The 18,347-nt window shown below is 68.5% G+C and carries 17 protein-coding genes and 1 tRNA gene; 5 read left to right on the plus strand and 13 right to left on the minus strand.

Going from position 1 to position 18,347, the window contains the following annotated elements:
• From AC1DP3_RS05595 to AC1DP3_RS05630, 8 genes are all read right to left on the minus strand, one after another.
• A complete protein-coding gene (locus tag AC1DP3_RS05595) occupies positions 1 to 1,155 on the minus strand; it encodes a DNA polymerase III subunit delta' (RefSeq protein ID WP_477292126.1) in 1,155 nt (384 codons plus the stop codon).
• Between the two features lie 10 nt (positions 1,156 to 1,165).
• Entirely contained in the window at positions 1,166 to 1,843 is a 678-nt protein-coding gene (tmk, locus tag AC1DP3_RS05600) for a dTMP kinase (RefSeq protein ID WP_477292128.1), read from the minus strand.
• Positions 1,840 to 4,539: a type I DNA topoisomerase gene (gene topA, locus AC1DP3_RS05605; RefSeq protein ID WP_477292130.1), complete on the minus strand. Its 2,700-nt coding sequence runs from the start codon at positions 4,537 to 4,539 to the stop codon at positions 1,840 to 1,842. The genes tmk and topA overlap by 4 nt, the downstream gene beginning before the upstream one ends.
• Before the next feature lie 86 nt (positions 4,540 to 4,625).
• The gene (locus AC1DP3_RS05610; protein WP_477292132.1) at positions 4,626 to 4,961 is read right to left on the minus strand and encodes an Rv3654c family TadE-like protein; all 336 of its coding nucleotides are present in this window, start codon (positions 4,959 to 4,961) and stop codon (positions 4,626 to 4,628) included.
• The gene (locus AC1DP3_RS05615) at positions 4,961 to 5,299 is read right to left on the minus strand and encodes a TadE family type IV pilus minor pilin (RefSeq protein ID WP_477292134.1); all 339 of its coding nucleotides are present in this window, start codon (positions 5,297 to 5,299) and stop codon (positions 4,961 to 4,963) included. The genes AC1DP3_RS05610 and AC1DP3_RS05615 overlap by 1 nt, the downstream gene beginning before the upstream one ends.
• Positions 5,296 to 5,490 carry a DUF4244 domain-containing protein gene (locus AC1DP3_RS05620; protein WP_477292136.1) on the minus strand — a complete coding sequence of 65 codons (195 nt, stop codon included), beginning with the start codon at positions 5,488 to 5,490 and terminating at the stop codon, positions 5,296 to 5,298. Before AC1DP3_RS05620 ends, AC1DP3_RS05615 begins: the two co-directional genes overlap by 4 nt.
• Before the next feature lie 125 nt (positions 5,491 to 5,615).
• Positions 5,616 to 6,515 carry a type II secretion system F family protein gene (locus AC1DP3_RS05625; protein ID WP_477292138.1) on the minus strand — a complete coding sequence of 300 codons (900 nt, stop codon included), beginning with the start codon at positions 6,513 to 6,515 and terminating at the stop codon, positions 5,616 to 5,618.
• Positions 6,515 to 7,705: a TadA family conjugal transfer-associated ATPase gene (locus tag AC1DP3_RS05630; protein WP_477292140.1), complete on the minus strand. Its 1,191-nt coding sequence runs from the start codon at positions 7,703 to 7,705 to the stop codon at positions 6,515 to 6,517. Before AC1DP3_RS05630 ends, AC1DP3_RS05625 begins: the two co-directional genes overlap by 1 nt.
• A gap of 415 nt (positions 7,706 to 8,120) precedes the next feature.
• Here AC1DP3_RS05630 and acs point away from each other — a divergent pair, with 415 nt between their 5' ends.
• A complete protein-coding gene (acs, locus tag AC1DP3_RS05635) occupies positions 8,121 to 10,091 on the plus strand; it encodes an acetate--CoA ligase (protein WP_477292142.1) in 1,971 nt (656 codons plus the stop codon).
• A gap of 117 nt (positions 10,092 to 10,208) precedes the next feature.
• Here the strand turns inward: acs and AC1DP3_RS05640 are convergent, their stop codons facing one another.
• Together AC1DP3_RS05640 and AC1DP3_RS05645 are read right to left on the minus strand one after the other, a co-directional pair.
• Complete coding sequence (locus AC1DP3_RS05640) at positions 10,209 to 10,676, minus strand: RidA family protein (RefSeq protein WP_477292144.1); 468 nt, start codon at positions 10,674 to 10,676, stop codon at positions 10,209 to 10,211.
• A gap of 3 nt (positions 10,677 to 10,679) precedes the next feature.
• Positions 10,680 to 10,892, minus strand: coding sequence for a DUF4177 domain-containing protein (locus AC1DP3_RS05645; RefSeq protein WP_477292146.1), 213 nt, complete (start codon positions 10,890 to 10,892; stop codon positions 10,680 to 10,682).
• A 120-nt stretch (positions 10,893 to 11,012) separates the two neighbouring features.
• Between AC1DP3_RS05645 and AC1DP3_RS05650 the strand changes: the two genes are divergently transcribed.
• From AC1DP3_RS05650 to AC1DP3_RS05665, 4 genes are all read left to right on the plus strand, one after another.
• The gene (locus AC1DP3_RS05650; protein ID WP_477292148.1) at positions 11,013 to 13,601 is read left to right on the plus strand and encodes a transglycosylase domain-containing protein; all 2,589 of its coding nucleotides are present in this window, start codon (positions 11,013 to 11,015) and stop codon (positions 13,599 to 13,601) included.
• The gene (locus tag AC1DP3_RS05655) at positions 13,598 to 14,530 is read left to right on the plus strand and encodes a metallophosphoesterase (RefSeq protein WP_477292150.1); all 933 of its coding nucleotides are present in this window, start codon (positions 13,598 to 13,600) and stop codon (positions 14,528 to 14,530) included. Before AC1DP3_RS05650 ends, AC1DP3_RS05655 begins: the two co-directional genes overlap by 4 nt.
• Before the next feature lie 56 nt (positions 14,531 to 14,586).
• A tRNA-Pro gene (locus AC1DP3_RS05660) sits at positions 14,587 to 14,660 on the plus strand.
• 74 nt (positions 14,661 to 14,734) lie between these two features.
• A complete protein-coding gene (locus tag AC1DP3_RS05665) occupies positions 14,735 to 15,499 on the plus strand; it encodes an HAD-IIB family hydrolase (RefSeq protein ID WP_477292152.1) in 765 nt (254 codons plus the stop codon).
• An 85-nt stretch (positions 15,500 to 15,584) separates the two neighbouring features.
• Here AC1DP3_RS05665 and AC1DP3_RS05670 read toward each other — a convergent pair whose 3' ends face one another.
• From AC1DP3_RS05670 to AC1DP3_RS05680, 3 genes are all read right to left on the minus strand, one after another.
• Positions 15,585 to 16,865, minus strand: a complete 1,281-nt coding sequence (locus AC1DP3_RS05670) for an alpha-hydroxy acid oxidase (RefSeq protein ID WP_477292154.1) — start codon at positions 16,863 to 16,865, stop codon at positions 15,585 to 15,587.
• Between the two features lie 16 nt (positions 16,866 to 16,881).
• The gene (locus AC1DP3_RS05675) at positions 16,882 to 17,601 is read right to left on the minus strand and encodes a FadR/GntR family transcriptional regulator (protein ID WP_477292156.1); all 720 of its coding nucleotides are present in this window, start codon (positions 17,599 to 17,601) and stop codon (positions 16,882 to 16,884) included.
• 66 nt (positions 17,602 to 17,667) lie between these two features.
• A complete protein-coding gene (locus AC1DP3_RS05680; RefSeq protein ID WP_477292158.1) occupies positions 17,668 to 18,315 on the minus strand; it encodes a thymidine kinase in 648 nt (215 codons plus the stop codon).
• Positions 18,316 to 18,347 lie beyond the last annotated feature (32 nt).

Raw genomic sequence — 18,347 nt, forward strand, 5'->3', positions numbered from 1 at the left:
TCACGGCGTCCTTCCGCTCGCGACGGTGACGAGCAAGCTCTCGAGCGCGAGCGCGGGCGCCGCGTTCTGCTCGAGGTTACGGCGGGTATCGGTGATGCGATCGAGCACGGTCAGGGTGCGCTGCGGAGTCCAGGCACCGGCCAGTGCACGCAGTGCCGGCTCGAGTTCGCGGTTGATGATGTCGTCTCGGCCGAACTGCAGCACGACGATGTCGCGGAACATCGACTGGAGGTCGGTCAGCACGCGGTCGATGCCGTCCCGAAGGCTGCGCGTGGCGCGTCGCTTCTGCTCGTCTTCGAGCGTCGACAGCTGAGAGCGGACTGCAGGCGGCACGGACGCGCCTTCGGCGATCCCGAGCGTGCGCAGCAGGTTGGCCCGCTCACTCTCATCGCGCTCTGATGTGAGCGCCTTGGCGTCGTCGGTCGCCGCCTGCACGATCATGCCGGCCACCTCCACGACGTCTCCCACGCCCCGCACCCGCAGGACCGCGCGCAGGGTCTCGTCGCGCCGAGCGCGAGTGGAGGCATCTGTTGCCAGCCGTTGGGCCATGCCGATGTGACGCTGGGCGTGACGGGCCGACTGCTCGGCGACTGCCGGATCCACTCCGGTGCGCTGCACGATGAGCCTGGCGACGTCGGCGACCTCGGGATCGCGCAGCCTCAAGGTGCGCACCCGCGAGCGGATGGTCGGCAGGAGATCGGCGTCGCTCGGCGCGCACAGCACCCAGACCGTTCGCTCCGGAGGCTCCTCGAGGGCTTTCAGCAGCACGTTGGACGTCCGCTCCGCCATGCGGTCGGCATCCTCCATCACGATCACGCGATACCGGCCGAGCGACGGCGCGAAGTAGGACCGCTCCACGAGCGCGCGGGCATCCTTGATCGAGATGATCACGCCCTCGGTGCGAAGCGAGGTGAGGTCGGGATGGGTGCCCGCGAGCACCTGCCGCATCACCTGCTCGTCGCCGGGAGACGCGATCAGGGCAGCCGCGAACGCGTAGGCGAGCGTGGATCGTCCGGAGCCGGGCGGTCCGGTGATCAGCCAGGCATGCGTGAGAGACGCCGGATCCGATGCCGCTGCCTGCAGCGCCGCGACCGCGTCGTCCTGCCCCCACACATCGCCCCAGGGCAGGGCGGCGACAGGGGCGGTGACATCCATGTTCCCCAGCCTATCCGCGGGCCCGGACGTCGCCCTCGGGGGCCAGGAGCAGCTCGACCCGGACACGGATGTCGGCGGCGAGGTCCTCCGGACGGCGGGCGGCATCCAGCACGAGGAACCGTGCCGGCTCCTCCGCTGCGATCGCGAGGAAGCGCTCGCGGACGCGCGCGTGGAAGTCCTCGCGCTCCGCTTCGAGCCGGTCGAACGGCTTGTCATCGGCATCGAGCCGCCCGCGGGCGGTGCGCGGATCGAGGTCGAGCAGCACGGTGAGGTCGGGCACCAGCCCGCGAGCGGCCCACATCGACAGATCGCGGATCTCGCGGGGCTCGAGCTGTCGCCCATCGCCCTGGTAGGCGACCGACGAGTCGAAGTAGCGATCCTGGATCACGATCTCGCCGCGACGGAGGGCCGGCCGGACGACGGTCTCGACATGATGAGCACGGTCGGCGGCGTACAGCAGCGCCTCGGCCCTTGGCGCGACGTCTCCGCGGTGGTGGAGCACGATGTCGCGCACGAGGACGCCCACCTCTGTTCCGCCCGGCTCGCGCGTGCGCACGACCGTCCGCCCGCGACCGACGAGCCACTCCTCGAGCAGCGCGGACTGCGTGGTCTTGCCCACGCCGTCCCCGCCCTCGAACGTGACGAACAGGCCCGAGAACTCGTCTCGGGATGCCGCGTCCGCCGTCACTTCTTTGCCGGCGCCTTGCGGGTCGTGGTGCGGGTCGCTCGCTTCGGAGCGGGCCCCTTGGCGCGCTTGTCGGCGAGCAGCTGGACAGCCCGAGCGAAGTCGACCGCCTCGACCGTCTCGCCCCGCGGAATCGTGGCATTGGTCTCGCCGTCGGTGACGTACGGTCCGAATCGGCCGTCCTTGACCTTGATCGCCTTGCCGCTCACGGGGTCGGCCTCGAACTCCTTGAGCGCGCTCGATGCACCGCGTGCGCCGTACTTGGGCTGGGCGTACACCGCCAGCGCCTCATCGAGCGTGATGTCGAAGAGCTGATCCTCGCTCTGCAGCGTCCGCGAGTCGGTGCCCTTCTTGAGGTAGGGGCCGTACCGGCCGTTCTGGGCGGTGATCTCCGCACCGCTCTCGGGGTCGACACCCACCACACGCGGCAGGGAGAGGAGCTTCAGCGCCGTCTCGAGGTCGATCGTCTCGACGGACATCGACTTGAACAGCGATGCGGTGCGCGGCTTCGGAGCGGCTTCCTTCTTCACTCCGCGCTTCTTCGGCGCCTCGACGACCGGAGCGGCGATGACCTCGCCGGTCTCTTCGTCGATCTCTTCGTCCGCTGGCGGGTCGATCTCCTGCACGTAGGGCCCGAAGCGCCCGTCCTTGACGACGATCAGCTTGCCGTTCTCCGCGTTCTCGCCCAGCACCCGATCGCCCGCCACCGGGGCGTCGATGAGCTCCTGCGCCTTGGCGGGCGTCAGCTCGTCCGGGGCCAGTTCCTCAGGGATGTTGACCCGTCGGGGCTCCCCTTCCGGATTCTCCGGGTCCGCGATCTCGAGATACGGGCCGTACTTGCCGAAGCGGAGGGTGGCGACGTCGCCGATGGGCGTCGAGTTGAGCGCTCGGGCATCGATCTCACCGAGATTGTCGACGATGTGTCGGAGTCCGACCTGCCCATCCGAGCCGAAGTAGAAGTCCTTCAGCCAGTCCTCGCGCTTCTGCTCGCCCCGGGCGATCGCGTCGAGGTCATCCTCGAGCGCAGCCGTGAAGTCGTAATCGACGAGGTCCGCGAAGTGCTCCTCGAGAAGGCGCACGACGCTGAAGGCGAGCCAGCTCGGGATGAGAGCCTGCCCCCGCTTCGTGACGTACCCGCGGTTCAGGATCACATCGATGATGCTGGCGAAGGTCGAGGGGCGGCCGATCCCCTTCTCCTCGAGCGCCTTGACCAGGCTCGCCTCGGTGTAGCGGGGCTTCGGGGAGGTCGCGTGGCCCTTCGCCTCGACGTCCTTCAAGCGAAGGTCGTCGCCGACGGCGAGCGCCGGCAGCGACTGGTCGTCGGCCTTGTCGGCGTCGCCGCGCTTCTCGTCCTGGCTCTCCTCGTATGCGTCGAGGAACCCGCGGAACGTGTAGACCGTCCCCGAAGCGGTGAACTCCGCGCGGCGGCCGTCGGCCGTCACCTCGAGCGTGACCGTGGTCGTCTCGAGCTTCGCGTCGGACATCTGGCTCGCCATCGTGCGCTTCCAGATGAGGTCGTACAGGCGCTGCTCGTCGCGATCGAGCTCGCCCGACACCTCCGACGGCGTGCGGAACGTCTCCCCCGACGGGCGGATGGCTTCGTGCGCCTCCTGCGCGTTCTTGCTCTTGTTCGCGTAGACCCGCGGATTGAGCGGCACAGCCTTCTCGCCGTACAGCGCCACGGCCTGCGCGCGCGCCGCCTGCACCGCCTGCGTGCTCAGGGCGGTGGAGTCCGTGCGCATATAGGTGATGAAGCCCTTCTCGTAGAGTCGCTGCGCCACGCTCATCGCGTGCTTGGCGCTCATCGAGAGCTTGCGGCCGGCTTCCTGCTGGAGGGTCGAGGTGGTGAACGGCGCCTTGGGGCTGCGGGTGCCCGGCTTCGCCTCGACACCGGTGACGGATGCTGTGCCCGCCGCTTCGATGGCTTCGGCCAAGCCGCGCGCCTGGCTCTCGTCGAGAACGAGAACCGCCTTCTTCAGCTCACCGCGGTCGTCGAAGTCCGTGCCGCGGGCGAGGGGTGCGCCGTCGACGCGCACCAGGCGTGCGGCGAAGGACGCTTCGCCCTTGAGGGCGAGTGTCGCGATGTCCCAGTACGAGGCCGACACGAAGGCCATGCGCTCGCGCTCGCGCTCCACGACCATGCGAGTCGCAGCGGACTGCACGCGACCGGCCGACGTGCCCTGCTGCACCTTGTACCAGAGCACAGGACTGACATCCCACCCGTACAGGCGGTCGAGGATTCGACGAGTCTCCTGGGCATCGACGAGTGCGAGGTCGAGTTCGCGCGTGTGGTCGACGGCCGCTCGGATCGCGTCCTGGGTGATCTCGTGGAAGACCATGCGGCGCACGGGGACCTTGGGCTTCAGCGCCTGAAGGAGGTGCCACGCGATCGCCTCGCCCTCGCGGTCCTCATCTGTCGCGAGCAGGAGTTCGTCCGCCGTCTTGAGGGCGCGCTTGAGCTCGGCGACCGTCTTCTTGCCGCGCACGCTCTCGACGTAATACGGGTCGAACCCGTTGTCGATGTCGATCGAGTACTTGCCGTACGCCTGCTTCTTGTCGTCCGGGATCTCCTTCTTGCTTGCGAGATCGCGGATGTGCCCGACGGAGCTGAGCACCTCGTAGCCATCGCCGAGATATCCCTGAATCGACTTCATCTTCGTCGGGGACTCGACGATCACGAGCTTCTTGCCTTGAGACAACGTGGGTCGTCCTTTCTTCGAAGCACACCATACACACCGCTTCCGATGGTCGACGCTGTGAGAGCACTCAGGTGAGCGTCTCCGGCTCATTCGCCGGCGGCCCCTGCCGGCGGCGGCCCGGCGCGGGCCGATGCCGTGGCAGTCAGGTTGCCGAAGGCGCCGGACACCGCCACCGTGGCGATCAGTCCATCCACCTGACAGGCCGAAAGGGATGCTCCGGATGCCGCCGCGATCTCGTCCGCGCGTGCGCACGGATCGCCCGATACCGCGCCCGATGCGGCATCTGCTGCCGCGAGGGCTGCCGCGTCGGCGGCGCCGGCCAGCCACTGGCTCGTGACGGCGGCCGCTCCGATCGCCGCGAAGCCGATGGTGAGCGCTGCAGACCCTGCGACGATCCCGACGACAAGCGTCGTGCCCGCCATCACAGGCCCCCCGACAGCGCGCAGGAGCGAGCGGACAGAGTGATGGCGACGATGGCCGAGGGTGCGGTCACAGTGACACACACCACGTCGCCCCGCTCTTCGATGGCAGTCGTGGCAGCGCCGACGGCGGCATCGACGATCGCGGATGCGGATGCCGCCGGCTCGCCGCGCGCGATGACGCGGGCGGCGTCCGCCGCGGCATCCTGCAGCAGCACGTGCTTGGCACCGGCGGCGAGCGCGCCGGCGCCGAAGACGATGACGAGAGCGATTGCCGGCAACGCGACGGCGAACTCGGCGACGACCGAACCGCGGTCGTCGCCGAGCCGTCGACACCTCATGCGACTGTCAGCGCGCGACGGATGAGATCGGTCAGGATGCCGCGCACCTCGTCCGAGCGCATGATCACGACGAGCAGTCCGGCGAAGGCCACGGCTGCCATCGTCGCAATGGCGTATTCGGCGGTCGCGGCGCCGGTGTCGTCGCCGAACAGGCGGGCAGCGCTGCGACGGCTCAGGGAGGGGATCGACATGGTGTTCTCCTTCTTGCTTCGGTGTTCCTACTTATTGGGATGGTTCGTCTCGGCGACTCTTCACGTCGGAGCCCGCCGCTCTGCGCGCTCGAGATGCGTGATCTGGATCCACGTTCACGTGCCACCTAGAGCGACAGCGACATCGTCGACATGACGCCCAGGAGCATCGGAGCGACCCCGAGGAGGAGGAACGCCGGGAGAGTGCAGACCCCCAGCGGCAGGAGCAGCCGCGACGACAGGCGCGCCGCCCGCAGTCGGCCGTCGATCCTGGCCCTGTGGCGGGCGAGTCCTGCGGTCGCCCGGAGCAGTTCGGCGGCGGGGATGCCGGCGCGCTGCGAGAGCGCCAGCACCTCGTCGACCGATGGATCCGCATCGACCCCGCGCGCCCTTTGCACGACCTCGCGGGCGCGGTCGATCGAGACCCCACCGGACAGCGCCACCGCCAGGAGCTCTGCTCCCAGGCCCGGGACGCCGGGATCAGCGGCCGCCCCATGTACGAGCGCAGCGGTCCAGCGGTGTGACGCGAGAATGAGCGCCAACCCGGCCACGAGGCAGCCGATGCCGAGCGGACTGGTGACGAGGGTGGTCGCGGTGTCGAAGCCGAGCGCCGCGCCGAGCGCGATCGCCACGAGCGGCAACCAGCCCATCAGGCGCGCGGTGCCTGCCGGCTCGGCGAGCGCGACGCGGACGTCGTCCGCCGCCTCCTCAGCGTCACGCAGAGCCGATGCGATTGCCCGCAGCGAGTCCGCGAGAGGAGCTCCGACCGTCGTCGCGATGGTCCAGGCGGCTGCGACCTCCCGCCAGGCACCGCCCTCGGCAGCGATGGCGTCGGGAAGGGCCAGACCATCCGCTCGGGCGACGTGGACTCGGGCGGCCAGAGCGTCTCCTGTCTCCGCCGCGAGCTCCCATGCGCGGGCAGGCGAGAGCCCTGACTGCAGAAGGACGGCCAATCGCAGCAGCGAATCTGCGGAGGCATCGACCCTCCCCTGCCCCCGCCGGCGACGCGTCGGAAGCCGCATCCCCATCAGTCCTGCTCCTCGATGACGAGGCGCCCGGCGGCATCCAGCGCCGGTCGCCCGATGGCTGAGATACGGCGGCTCCCGTCTCGGCCGCGGGCGACATGCAGGACGATCCCGATCGCGCTGACGACCTGCCGAGCAAGTGCGCGATCGTCCATGCCGGCGAGCGCTCCGAGCGCTTCGAGTCGCGCCGACACATCATGGAGCCCATTGGCGTGGAGTGTGCCCGCTCCCCCGTCGTGCCCTGTATTGAGGGCGGTCAGCAGCTCGCGCACCTCTTCGCCACGGCATTCTCCGAGCACCAGGCGGTCGGGCCTCATCCGAAGCGCCTCGCGGACGAGGCGGGCCAGGCCGATCCCGCCTGCGCCCTCGAGATTGGGCTGCCGTGCCTCGAGACGCACGTGGTGCGGGTGATCGATGCGCAGTTCGGCGACATCTTCTATCGTCACGATGCGCTCGGCGCGATCGGCACATCCCAGCAGTGCTGCGAGGAGCGTCGTCTTCCCTGCGCCGGCGGCACCGGTCACGAGGAGGTTGGCCCGCCGCTCCACCATCGCCTCGAGCTCGGCGCGTGTCGCGGCGGTGAACATGCCGCCCTGCTCGAGTGCGCCGAGCGTCGGCACGCCCAGCGCGGGCACGCGAATGGACACCACCGTTCCCCCGGCTGATACCGGCGGCAGCACAGCATGCACCCGGATGCCGCCCTCCAGCCGCACGTCGACGCAGGCTGAAGCGTCGTCGAGGTGCCTGCCGCCGAGCGCGATCAGAGCGATAGCAAGCTCGCGCACATCCTGCTCCTCGGCCCGCCACTCGGAGACCCGGACCGCTCCCCCGCCATGATCGACCCACAGTCCGTCGCCACCGTTGATGAAGAGGTCGGTCACCGAAGGATCGAGGAGAAAGGGAAGCAGCGGAGCGAGCGCAGGGTGGTCGGGCAGGTCGCGCGCGAGGACGGGCTGTTCTGGCTCCCGCCGGCCGGCGCCGGGGGCCGATGCGACATCGGATGCTCTCCGTTCGCTCCCCGCCGGAACGAAGGCATGCGCACCTCGTGCGTCTCCCGGGGCTCGGCGTTCCGACGAGACCGGCACCGTCGGCAGCACGGCCTGGACCGGCATGCTCGGCACGGCGGTGATCAGATCGGGCACGGCCTCGCGCCTCGCCCCCGGGCGGGGCTGGACGACGAACGGCTCGGGCATCCCTCGACGCTAGAGAGCGGGTCGCCGGGCGATGTCGGCATCCACCGCGATGGTGGAGGAGGCCACGCGGGCCGTCGCTGGGGAGGAACAGGCGCGGGAGCTGCCGCCTGCCGGCCACAACGAAAACGGGCGGCATCCCATGGGGGGAATGGGATGCCGCCGCGCGCGGCACCGCGATCTTCGGGGGGTGCAGGTGCCGCAATGCCAGAATCGAAGTTCGGCCGTGGATGAGCTTACGCAAACAGACAGCGCAGGTACAGCAGCTTGGTGTATTCATTCCGATATATCGGTGCGGGGTCGCTGAAGGTCACCACCCACTATCGGAGGTAGTGGGTGCGCGGCCCTGTGAGTAGATTGCTTGCGGCATCCCATCCCTTCTCGACATCCCGAATGAAGCCGCAAAGGAGCGCGCCGCATGAGCAGCCAGATCGATCACCTCCTCGAAGAGACCCGTCGATTCGCCCCGTCCCCGGACTTCGCGGCGAACGCCGTCGCACCCGCCGATCTGTATGAGCGCGCGGCGACCGACAGGGAGGGCTTCTGGGCAGACAGTGCTCGCGAGCTGCTGCATTGGCACAAGCCGTTCACCGAGGTGCTCGACTGGACCCACCCGCCCTTCGCGAAGTGGTTCGCCGACGGCGAGCTCAACGTCGCCTTCAACTGCCTGGATCGCCACGTGGAGGCCGGCAACGGCGACCGTGTCGCGCTGCTGTGGGAGGGAGAGCAGGGCGACGAGCGCCGGGTCACCTACGGCGAGCTCACCGAAGAGGTCAAGCGCCTCGCGAACGTGCTCGAAGGACTCGGGATCGGCGCCGGCGACCGCGTCGCGATCTATATGCCGATGATTCCTGAGGCGATCGCCGCGATGCTCGCCGTCGTCCGCATCGGCGCGATCCACTCCGTCGTCTTCGGCGGCTTCTCGGCAGACAGCCTGCGTTCCCGCATCGACGACGCCGGCGCGAAGCTCGTCATCACCGCCGACGGCGGCTATCGGAAGGGAAAGGTCTCGCCGCTCAAGCCGGCGGTCGATCTCGCTCTCGCCGATCGGAACGGCTCGGGCGCCCAGGAGACCGTCGAGAACGTGATCGTCGTCCGGCGGGGTGGAAACGACGTCGACTGGGTCGAGGGACGCGACCTCTGGTGGCACGAGGTGGTCCCGGCCGCCTCAGCCGAGCACGAGGCGAAGGCCTTCCCCGCCGAGAACCCCCTCTTCATCCTCTACACGTCGGGAACGACCGGAAAGCCCAAGGGCATCCTGCACACGTCCGGCGGGTACCTCGTGCAGGCGGCACTCACGAACAGGGCCGTGCACGACATCCACCCCGCCACAGATGTCTACTGGTGCACGGCCGACATCGGCTGGGTCACAGGACACACGTACGTCACCTACGGGCCGCTCGCCAACGGCGCTACGCAGGTGCTGTACGAGGGGACGCCCGACACCCCGCACCCCGGTCGGTGGTGGGAGATCGTGGAGAAGTACGGGGTCACGATCCTCTATACGGCGCCGACGGCGATCCGCTCCTTCATGAAGATCGGCCGCGCGGTGCCGAAGAAGTTCGATCTCTCGTCGCTGCGCCTGCTCGGCTCGGTCGGGGAGCCGATCAACCCGGAAGCGTGGATGTGGTACCGCAAGATCATCGGCGACAAGACGGCGCCGATCGTCGACACGTGGTGGCAGACCGAGACCGGCGCGATCATGATCTCGGCCCTCCCCGGTGTCACCGAGACGAAGCCGGGCAGCGCCCAGGTTCCGTTCCCGGGCATCTCGATCGATGTCGTCGACGAGGACGGCGCGCACGTCGGCAACGGCAACGGCGGCCTGCTCGTCGTGACCGAGCCGTGGCCGAGCATGCTCCGCGGCATCTGGGGCGACCCCGAGCGCTTCAAGGAGACGTACTGGGACAAGTTCCAGAAGCAGGGCTACTACTTCGCCGGCGACGGCGCCCGGCTGGACGAGGACGGCGATGTCTGGCTGCTCGGCCGGGTGGACGACGTCATGAACGTCTCTGGTCACCGTCTCTCCACCACCGAGATCGAGTCGGCGCTCGTCGGCAACGAGGCCGTCGCCGAGGCGGCTGTCGTCGGCGCTTCCGACGAGACCACGGGGCAGGCGGTGGTGGCCTTCGTGATCATCAAGGAGTCCTACCTCAAGGAGCACTCCGCCGGAGGACTGGCCAACTCGCTGCGCCTGTGGGTCGGCGAGCAGATCGGGCCCATCGCGAGGCCGCGTGACGTGTACATCGTGGGCGAGCTTCCCAAGACCCGGTCGGGCAAGATCATGCGCCGGCTCCTGCGCGACGTCGCCGAGGGACGCGAAGTGGGCGACACCACGACTCTCGCCGACACCGCCGTCATGTCGGTGATCAGCGCGCAGGTCAAGTGATCCCGATACGCGGGCAGCGCCCATCGCTCGATCGCCGGTGAGCGGGCGACGCGATCCCTAGACGACGGATGCCTCAGCCGGCGCGGCTGAGGCATCCATCGTCTTAGTAGGGCGAGGTCACTCGAAGCTGAAGACGACCTCGACTTCGACCGGGCTGTCGAGCGGCAGGGCCGAGACGCCGACCGCCGAGCGGGCGTGTCGACCCGCATCGCCGAAGATCTCGCCGAGCACCTCACTCGCGCCGTTGACGACGCCGGGCTGGCCGGTGAACTCCGGGACGGATGCCACGAACCCAACGACCTTCAGCACGCCGGTGAGCCGGTCCACCCCGCCCACCGCCGCGCCCGCGGCCGCGAGCGCGTTCAGCGCGCACTGCCGGGCGTAGCCCTTGGCGTCCGACGCCGGAACGAGGTGGTCATCGTCGCCCACCTTGCCCGTCGCGGGCATCACGCCGGCGATCATCGGCAGCTGGCCCGACGTGTAGACGAGGTCGCCGTGCGCCTTCGCGGGAATGTAGGAGGCGACAGGAGGGACGACCTGGGGCAGGTCGATGCCGAGTTCGGCGAGCCGCTGGGAGACCGTCATGGCTCAGGCCTCGAACTGCTTCGCGGCGGCTGCTGCGGCATCCAGCCCGGCATTCTGGTCTCCGCCGCCCACAGGCCGCTTGAGATACGCGACCAGGCCGCCCTCGGGACCGGTCACCACCTGGACCAGCTCCCAGCCCTGCTTGCCCCAGTTGTTCAGGATCGCAGCGGTGTTGTGGATGAGAAGGGGAGTCGTGAGGTATTCCCACGTGGTCATCTGCGGCTCCTGGGAGGGTCGAGGGAGTGGAGAGGGAAGCCCTGATCGCGGCCATGAAGATGGCTGACGCGCGGGCCCCCGTAAAGGGATCGCCCAGGTATCTCCCCTACGATCTAGCCTATGCCTGATACCAAACGCACGGCCAGCGGTGTGCTCGGCGGCTTCGCCGGCCTCGTAGGCCTGAGCGCTGTGGCGGGTGTCCTCATCGCCGCCACAGTCACTCCCGCCATCGCCCTGTCGGGGGCTGCGGCATCCAGTGCCATCACGATGTTCGACAATCTTCCGAGCGTTCTCGAGATCGAGAAGCTCATGCTCCCGACGACGTTCTACTACACGAACGAAGCCGGGGAGCCCGTCGAACTGACGAAGTTCTACGACCAGAACCGCTCGCCGGTGGAGTTCGATCAGATCGCGCCCGTGATGTACGACGCGATCCTGTCCAGTGAAGACAAGAACTTCTACAAGCACGGCGGCATCGACCTCGTCGGCACGGTCAGCGCGGTCTACGACAATGTGCGCGGAGCCGACAGCCGAGGCGGCTCCTCGATCAGCCAGCAGTATGTCAAGAACATCCTGGTCCAGCGGTGTGAGGCGAGTGCGAGCACACAAGAGGATCTTGACAACTGCTACACGGAGGCGACCACAGCCACGGGCGACAAGGGCATCCAGCGCAAGCTCCAGGAGATGCGCTACGCGATTGCGCTCGAGCAGAAGTACTCGAAGGACGAGATCCTGCTGGGCTACCTGAACATCGCCGGCTTCGGCGGTGTCACGTACGGCATCGACGCCGCTGCCCGCCACTATTTCGGCGTCTCCGCTCATGATCTGTCGCTCAGCCAGGCCGCGGCTCTCGCCGGCATGGTGCAGAACCCCAACTCGTACCGCATCGACAAGGTCGGCGGCTCGATGACGGACACTGACGGCAATCCCCTGAACAGCCAAGCGGACGGCTATAAGGTCACCAAGGAACGCCAGGTCTACGTTCTGGCGCGTCTGCTGGCCGACGGCAAGATCACGCAGGAGCAGCATGATGCTGCTGTGGCGGAGCCCATCACCCCCGTGATCACCGAGCCCAAAACCGGATGCGTCGCCGCCGGTGGCAGCGCGTACTTCTGCCAGTACGTCAAGAACATCATCCGGACCGACACAGCCTTCGGGGCAACCCAGGAGGAGCGCGACAAGGCGCTGCGCCGCGGCGGCCTGAACGTCTACACCACGCTCGACCTCCGCGTGCAGATCCCCGCCGAGCAGGCGATGACCAGCACGGCACCGGCGAAGATCGACGGCATGAGCTTCGGCGCCTCTGGAGTCAGCCTGGAGGCGACGACGGGTCGCGTGCTCTCGATCGTGCAGAACACCCAGTTCAGCGAGGACAAGGCCCTGACCGACGTCGACCCGGGCTACACGAGCCTCGTGTACGCCGCGGACTCCGCGCACGGCAACTCTTCCGGCTTCGCCGTCGGATCGACGTTCAAGCTCTTCACGCTGATCGACTGGCTCGAGAAGGGTCACTCGCTCAACGAGGTCCTCAACGGGCGGGCTCGAGCCTTCAAGAAGGTGGAGAACCACTGCGGCTCGGCCTGGGTGAACACGAAGAACGAGGTCGTCAACAACTTCCAGCGGGCACCCGGCTACGTCGGGACGCCGATGCAGTTCACCGCAGCATCACTGAACACCGGATTCTTCGCCATGGCGGAGAAGCTCGATCTGTGTGACATCAAGAACGTGGCGACCAAGATGGGCGTGCGCCAGGGCAACGGCAACGAGGTCCAAATGGACACCCTCTTCTCCGTTGTCGGCTCCAACGCGGTCGCGCCGATCGCGATGGCCGGGGCATACGCGACCGTCGCGAACAACGGCATCTACTGCACCCCGAAAGCGATCGACCGCGTCACCGACGCCGACGGAAACGAGATCACTCCGCCGCAGTCGACCTGTACGCAGGTGCTGGACCCGAAGATCGCAGCAACTGCCGCGTTCGCGCTGCAGGGCGTCATGCGGGGCAGCGGAACGGGTGCGGTGTCGAACCCCAACGACGGCACACCTGTGATCGGCAAGACCGGTACCAACGAGGATGACCAGACGTGGATGGTCGAATCGTCGACGAAGGTCGCGACGGCAGTCTGGGTCGGAAACTCCCAGGGCTTCGCGTCCCTCAGCAAGCAGTGGGCGAAGGGCACTCAGCTCAACAAGATGCGCCACCGGATCGCTCCAGCCATGCAACGCGCCGCCGACGAGTTCTACGGCGGCGATGAGTTCCCGCAGCCCGACCGCGACCTCACCCGTCAGACTCTCGCCGACCTGCCGAACGTCATCGGACAGACGATTGACCAGGCGACGAATGCGCTTCGCGAGGCAGGATTCGAGGTCTCCGTCGGCGAGCCCATCGACTCGTCAGCAGCAGCCGGTCTCGTCGCCGCGCAGAACCCGGGCGCGGGCAAGGTCGCCAGCGGGACGACGGTCACCATCAGCCCGAGCAACGGCAACGCTGTCGCCGTCCCGGGTGACGTGGCGGGCCGCAGCGTCAGCGAGGCGATCAGCTACTTGAGGTCGGTCGGCTTCGGCGACGTCCAACCCGGGGCGTGCGTCGAGGAGAAGGGCATCAAGGGCAACGGCCAGGCAACCGGCACCAACCCGGCGGGAGGCACCCAGGTCAACCGCAATTCGACGATCCTGGTGGACTACAAGAGCGAGCACTGCAGCCGGTGACGGCGGCACCGGCACGCACCGCCCTCACCGCGCTCGGCGCAGTGGGGGCGGTCGCTCTCGGCTCGGCGATCTGGGGCATCGGCATCGAGCGCTACCTGTTCACCCTCCGGCGTCACGAGCTGCCGCTCCTGCCGAAAGGCTCCAAGCCGCTCAAGGTGCTTCATCTCTCCGACGCCCACATGGCGCCCTGGCAGAAGCGCAAGCAGCGCTGGATCGCATCGCTCGCGGCCCTCGAGCCGGACTTCGTGGTCAACACCGGCGACAACCTCGGACACGAACTCGGGCTCCGCGGGCTCCGGCACGCCTTCGACCCGCTGCGCGGCATCCCTGGGGTCTTCGTGCACGGTTCGAACGACCACGCCGCCCCTTCGCCCCGGAACCCACTGAGGTACTTCACGGGGCCGTCGAAGGTGAGCGTCACCGTGGAGCCGCTCGACACCCAGTCGCTCGACACCTACCTGACCGAGGACCTCGGCTGGACCGATCTCAACAACTCCGCGGCCACGCTCAAGGTCGCCGGACTCCGCCTCGACGCCTTCGGCGTCAGCGACGCCCACCGTGGCTGGGATCGGCTTGCGGCGCTGCCGGACCAGATCGACGATCTCCGCGGCAACGGGGACGCGGACCTCACGATCGGCGTCACCCACGCACCCTACCGGCGGGTTCTCGACCCTTTCACGACCCTGGGCGCCGACATGATCTTCGCCGGCCACACCCATGGCGGCCAGGTACGCGTGCCCGGATTCGGCGCGCTGGTGGCCAACTGCGACATCCCGCTGCGCCAGGCGCGCGGGCTGAGCGAGTGGTCACGGGGCGGACGCAGGGTGCCGCTCAACGTCAGTGCGGGACTGGGGCACTCGATCTACGCGCCCGTGCGGTTCGCGTGCCGGCCCGAGGCATCGCTCATCACCTTCGTCGCCCGTGCCTGAGACGGGCGGTCGATTCGGACCCCGAGCCTCCATCGGGTAGACTCGAAGGGTTGTCGCGGGGTGTGGCGCAGCTTGGTAGCGCGCTTCGTTCGGGACGAAGAGGCCGCAGGTTCAAATCCTGTCACCCCGACAGCAGAGAGGCTCCACCAGTACCTTGGTGGGGCCTCTCGCCGTACATCGAGCCGCCCGAAGACTGGAGCACGAATGCCGCACCCCCGCCTCGTCGCGTTCGATCTCGACGACACCCTCGCGCCCTCCAAGAGCGCGATCGATCCTCGCATGGGCGATCTCCTGGTCGCCCTCGCCGAGAAGGTCGATGTCGCGATCATCTCGGGTGGACAGCTCGCTCAGTTCACGGCGCAGGTGGTAGACCGACTTCCGGATGCCTCTCCCCAGGCACTCTCGCGGCTTCACCTGCTGCCGACCTGCGGAACCCAGTACTACCGCGTGACGCCCGACGGGATCGTCACGGTCTACGCGCACGCCCTGACCGACGACGAGAAGACCCGCGCGCTCACGGCGGTCGAGGAAGAAGCCAAGCGCCTCGGCGTCTGGGAATCCGAGACGTGGGGTGACATCCTCGAGGACCGCGGTTCGCAGATCACCTTCTCGGCGCTCGGCCAGCGTGCGCCGCTCGACGCGAAGACGGCATGGGATCCCACCGGCGCCAAGAAGAACGCGCTGCGCGGAGCTGTCGCGGAGCGCATCCCCGACCTCGAGGTGCGCTCGGGGGGCTCGACGTCGGTCGACATCACCCAGCGCGGCATCGACAAGGCCTACGGCATGCGGCAGCTCGCCGAGCAGACCGGCATCCCGCTGGACGACATGCTCTTCGTCGGCGACCGGCTCGACCCGGACGGAAACGACTACCCCGTGCTCGCGATGGGCGTCGAGTGCCACGCGGTCGACGGCTGGGAGGACACCGCCGACTACCTCGAGGACCTCATCCCGACTCTGCCGTCGCGCTGATCGCGGGCTTCACGACACCGCTGAACACGCAGTGCCCTCGGGAAGTGATTCCCGAGGGCACTGCGCAGTTGTGGGCGATGCCGGGTCAGGTGCGGACTCGCGGCGCTCCGCCCGCCTCGGCCTCGACAGGCGCGCCGGCAAGCGGAAGCAGCCGTGTGAGCTGCGTCACGTGCTTGGGCTCGAGCTCTTCGAGGGAAGCGACGCCCAGTAGCTGCATCGTGCGCTCGATCTCGCTCCGGAGGATCGCGATCGTGCGGTCGACGCCCTCGCGGCCGCCGGCCATCAGGCCATAGAGGTAGGCGCGCCCGATCAGGGTGAACTTCGCGCCGAGGGCGATGGACGCGACGATGTCGGCGCCGTTCATGATGCCGGTGTCGATCATGATCGTCGCGTCGCTTCCGACCTCGCGCACGACATTCGGCAGCAGGTGGAACGGGATCGGGGCGCGGTCGAGCTGGCGGCCGCCGTGGTTCGAGAGGATGATGCCGTCGACGCCGAGGTCGACGAGGCGCTTAGAGTCCTCGACGTTCTGCACGCCCTTGATGACGATCTTGCCCGGCCAGATCCCCCGGATCACCTCGAGGTCCTCGTAGCTGATCGTCGGGTCCATCGCCGCGTTCAGCAGCTCCCCCACCGTGCCGCCGGTCGTCGCCAGCGACGCGAACTCCAGCTTGGGAGTCGTGAGGAAGTCGTACCACCACCACGGCCGCGGGATGGCGTTGATGATCGTGCCCAGCGTCAGCTGCGGCGGGATCGAGAAGCCGTTGCGCTTGTCGCGCAGACGGGCGCCCGCGACCGGGGTGTCGACAGTGAACATCAGCGTGTCGAAGCCCGCGGCGGCTGCGCGCCGCGCGAGGCCGTACGAGATCTCGCGGTCGCGCATGACGTAGAGCTGGAACCAGTTGCGCCCGTGGGGGTTCGCTGCCTTGACGTCCTCGATCGAGGTGGTCCCGAGGGTCGAGAGGGTGAACGGGATGCCGGCCGCCGCCGCCGCGGATGCACCGGCGATCTCGCCCTCGGTCTGCATGAGGCGCGTGAACCCGGTCGGCGCGATGCCGAACGGAAGTGCGGACGGGCCGCCGAGGACCGTCGTGGACATGTCGACCCGTTCAGCGGGTCGCAGGATGCTCGGGTGGAACTCGACGTCTTCGAACGCCTGCCGTGCACGGCTGAGCGAGAGCTCGCCCTCGGCCGCCCCGTCGGTGTAGTCGAAAGCGGCCTTGGGCGTCCGGCGCTTCGCGATGGCGCGGAGGTCGGCGATCGTGAGAGCGCTGGAGAGCCGGCGCTTCTTGCCGTTGAGCTCGGGCTTCTTGAACTTCATGAGCTCGAGCAGCTCAGAGGGGACGGGCAGCTGCCGGGTCACCATGGCAGAGATCCTTTCTTCACTCGCGGGTGAGGCCCGCGGCGGCATAGAAGCCGGAGATGTGGTCGTGGACGATGGTGCGGGCCTGATCGATCTCGCCGGCGTCGATCGCCCGCATGAGGTTGTGATGCTCGCTCCGAAGCTGGGCGGCAGCAGCATCCCAATCGGGAATCCGCTGCCCGCCCGCCTTCACATACGACTCGATCGACGTGCGAAGGCCGGCCATGGAGGCCGCGACGACGACGTTGCCGGACGCGTCGGCGAGGGCGAGGTGGAACTGGGCGTCGAGGGCGATGAACTCATCGGTGGACAGCGAGGCGTCGTCCATCGCAACCAGCGTCGAGTGCACGTCGGCGAGGTCGGCCTTCGGCTGAGCCGCGAGGGTGCCGACCACCCACTGCTCCAGCAGGAGGCGCGTCGCAACGATGTCGGAGATCGGAAATCCCTGCGCGGCGACCTGGAGCCGCAGAAGGGCTGCCAGTCCGCCGCGGGGCGTCGCGATGATGATGGCGCCGGAGGTCGGCCCGGACCCGGTCCCCGTGCGGATCAGGCCCATCACCTCGAGCACGCGCAGCGCTTCACGGACGCTCGACCGGCCCACGCCGAGCGTCGTCGCGAGCTCGCGTTCCGGTGCGAGCCGGTCGCCGGGCGCCAGCCTGCCCTCGAGCAGGTCGGACTCGATCTTCTCGAGCACCACCCGCCATGCGCGGGCCGGGGCGGGGGCGACGTCGTCTGCCACGCGGATCCTCCTCATTGTGGTCCGGCCACGATACAACGAGTGGTCAGACCATGCAAGTCAGAGGATTCAGCCGAGGCTCCCGCCGGACTCCCGCAGATAGCAGTCGGCGCACATCGATTCGTAGGTCACGCGGTCGGCCGACAGCTCGTCGATCGCCACCTGGTCGCCGTCGAACACGAAGCGGCCTCCGACGAGGCGGGCGTTGAAGATCGCCTTGGCGCCGCACCGGCAGATGGTCTTGAGCTCCTCGAGCGAGTGGGCGAGCTCCAGGAGCCGCCTCGATCCGGGAAACGCCCGGGTCTGGAAGTCGGTGCGGATGCCGTACGCGAGCACCGGGACACCGTCGAGGACCACGATCCGCAGCAGATCATCGACCTGCTCTCGGGTCAGGAACTGCGCCTCGTCGATCAGGAGGCACGCCACGTCAACCGCGTGCTCGTCCGATTCCGGCACGAGCGAGCCCGCCGCCTCGCGCTGCACCCGGGCGCGATGAGTCTGGAACAGCGTCCGCACGTCGTCGTGAGGGCCGATCAGGAAGTCGACGGGTCGCGAGACTCCGAGCCGGCTGGAGATCTCGTCGGCACCCTTCGTGTCGACGGCGGGCTTGGCGAGCAGCACGTGCTGACCGCGCTCCTCGTAGTTGTATGCGGCTTGCAGCATGGATGTCGACTTGCCGGAGTTCATCGCCCCATAGCGGAAGTAGAGCTTGGCCACCCAGCGAGTCTAGAGGCGAGGTGGCACCACTC

The sequence above is a fragment of the Microbacterium sp. P5_B6 genome (assembly GCF_056400345.1).

Excerpts from the sequence above, each read along its gene's own strand:
- AC1DP3_RS05595 (WP_477292126.1), bottom strand. The coding sequence starts at position 1,155 with ATGGATGTCACCGCCCCTGTCGCCGCCCTGCCCTGGGGCGATGTGTGG.
- AC1DP3_RS05610 (WP_477292132.1), bottom strand. The coding sequence starts at position 4,961 with ATGGCGGGCACGACGCTTGTCGTCGGGATCGTCGCAGGGTCTGCAGCG.
- AC1DP3_RS05615 (WP_477292134.1), bottom strand. The coding sequence starts at position 5,299 with ATGAGGTGTCGACGGCTCGGCGACGACCGCGGTTCGGTCGTCGCCGAG.
- AC1DP3_RS05620 (WP_477292136.1), bottom strand. The coding sequence starts at position 5,490 with ATGTCGATCCCCTCCCTGAGCCGTCGCAGCGCTGCCCGCCTGTTCGGC.
- AC1DP3_RS05625 (WP_477292138.1), bottom strand. The coding sequence starts at position 6,515 with ATGGGGATGCGGCTTCCGACGCGTCGCCGGCGGGGGCAGGGGAGGGTC.
- AC1DP3_RS05630 (WP_477292140.1), bottom strand. The coding sequence starts at position 7,705 with ATGCCCGAGCCGTTCGTCGTCCAGCCCCGCCCGGGGGCGAGGCGCGAG.
- acs (WP_477292142.1), top strand. The coding sequence starts at position 8,121 with ATGAGCAGCCAGATCGATCACCTCCTCGAAGAGACCCGTCGATTCGCC.
- AC1DP3_RS05640 (WP_477292144.1), bottom strand. The coding sequence starts at position 10,676 with ATGACGGTCTCCCAGCGGCTCGCCGAACTCGGCATCGACCTGCCCCAG.
- AC1DP3_RS05645 (WP_477292146.1), bottom strand. The coding sequence starts at position 10,892 with ATGACCACGTGGGAATACCTCACGACTCCCCTTCTCATCCACAACACC.
- AC1DP3_RS05650 (WP_477292148.1), top strand. The coding sequence starts at position 11,013 with ATGCCTGATACCAAACGCACGGCCAGCGGTGTGCTCGGCGGCTTCGCC.
- AC1DP3_RS05665 (WP_477292152.1), top strand. The coding sequence starts at position 14,735 with ATGCCGCACCCCCGCCTCGTCGCGTTCGATCTCGACGACACCCTCGCG.
- AC1DP3_RS05670 (WP_477292154.1), bottom strand. The coding sequence starts at position 16,865 with ATGGTGACCCGGCAGCTGCCCGTCCCCTCTGAGCTGCTCGAGCTCATG.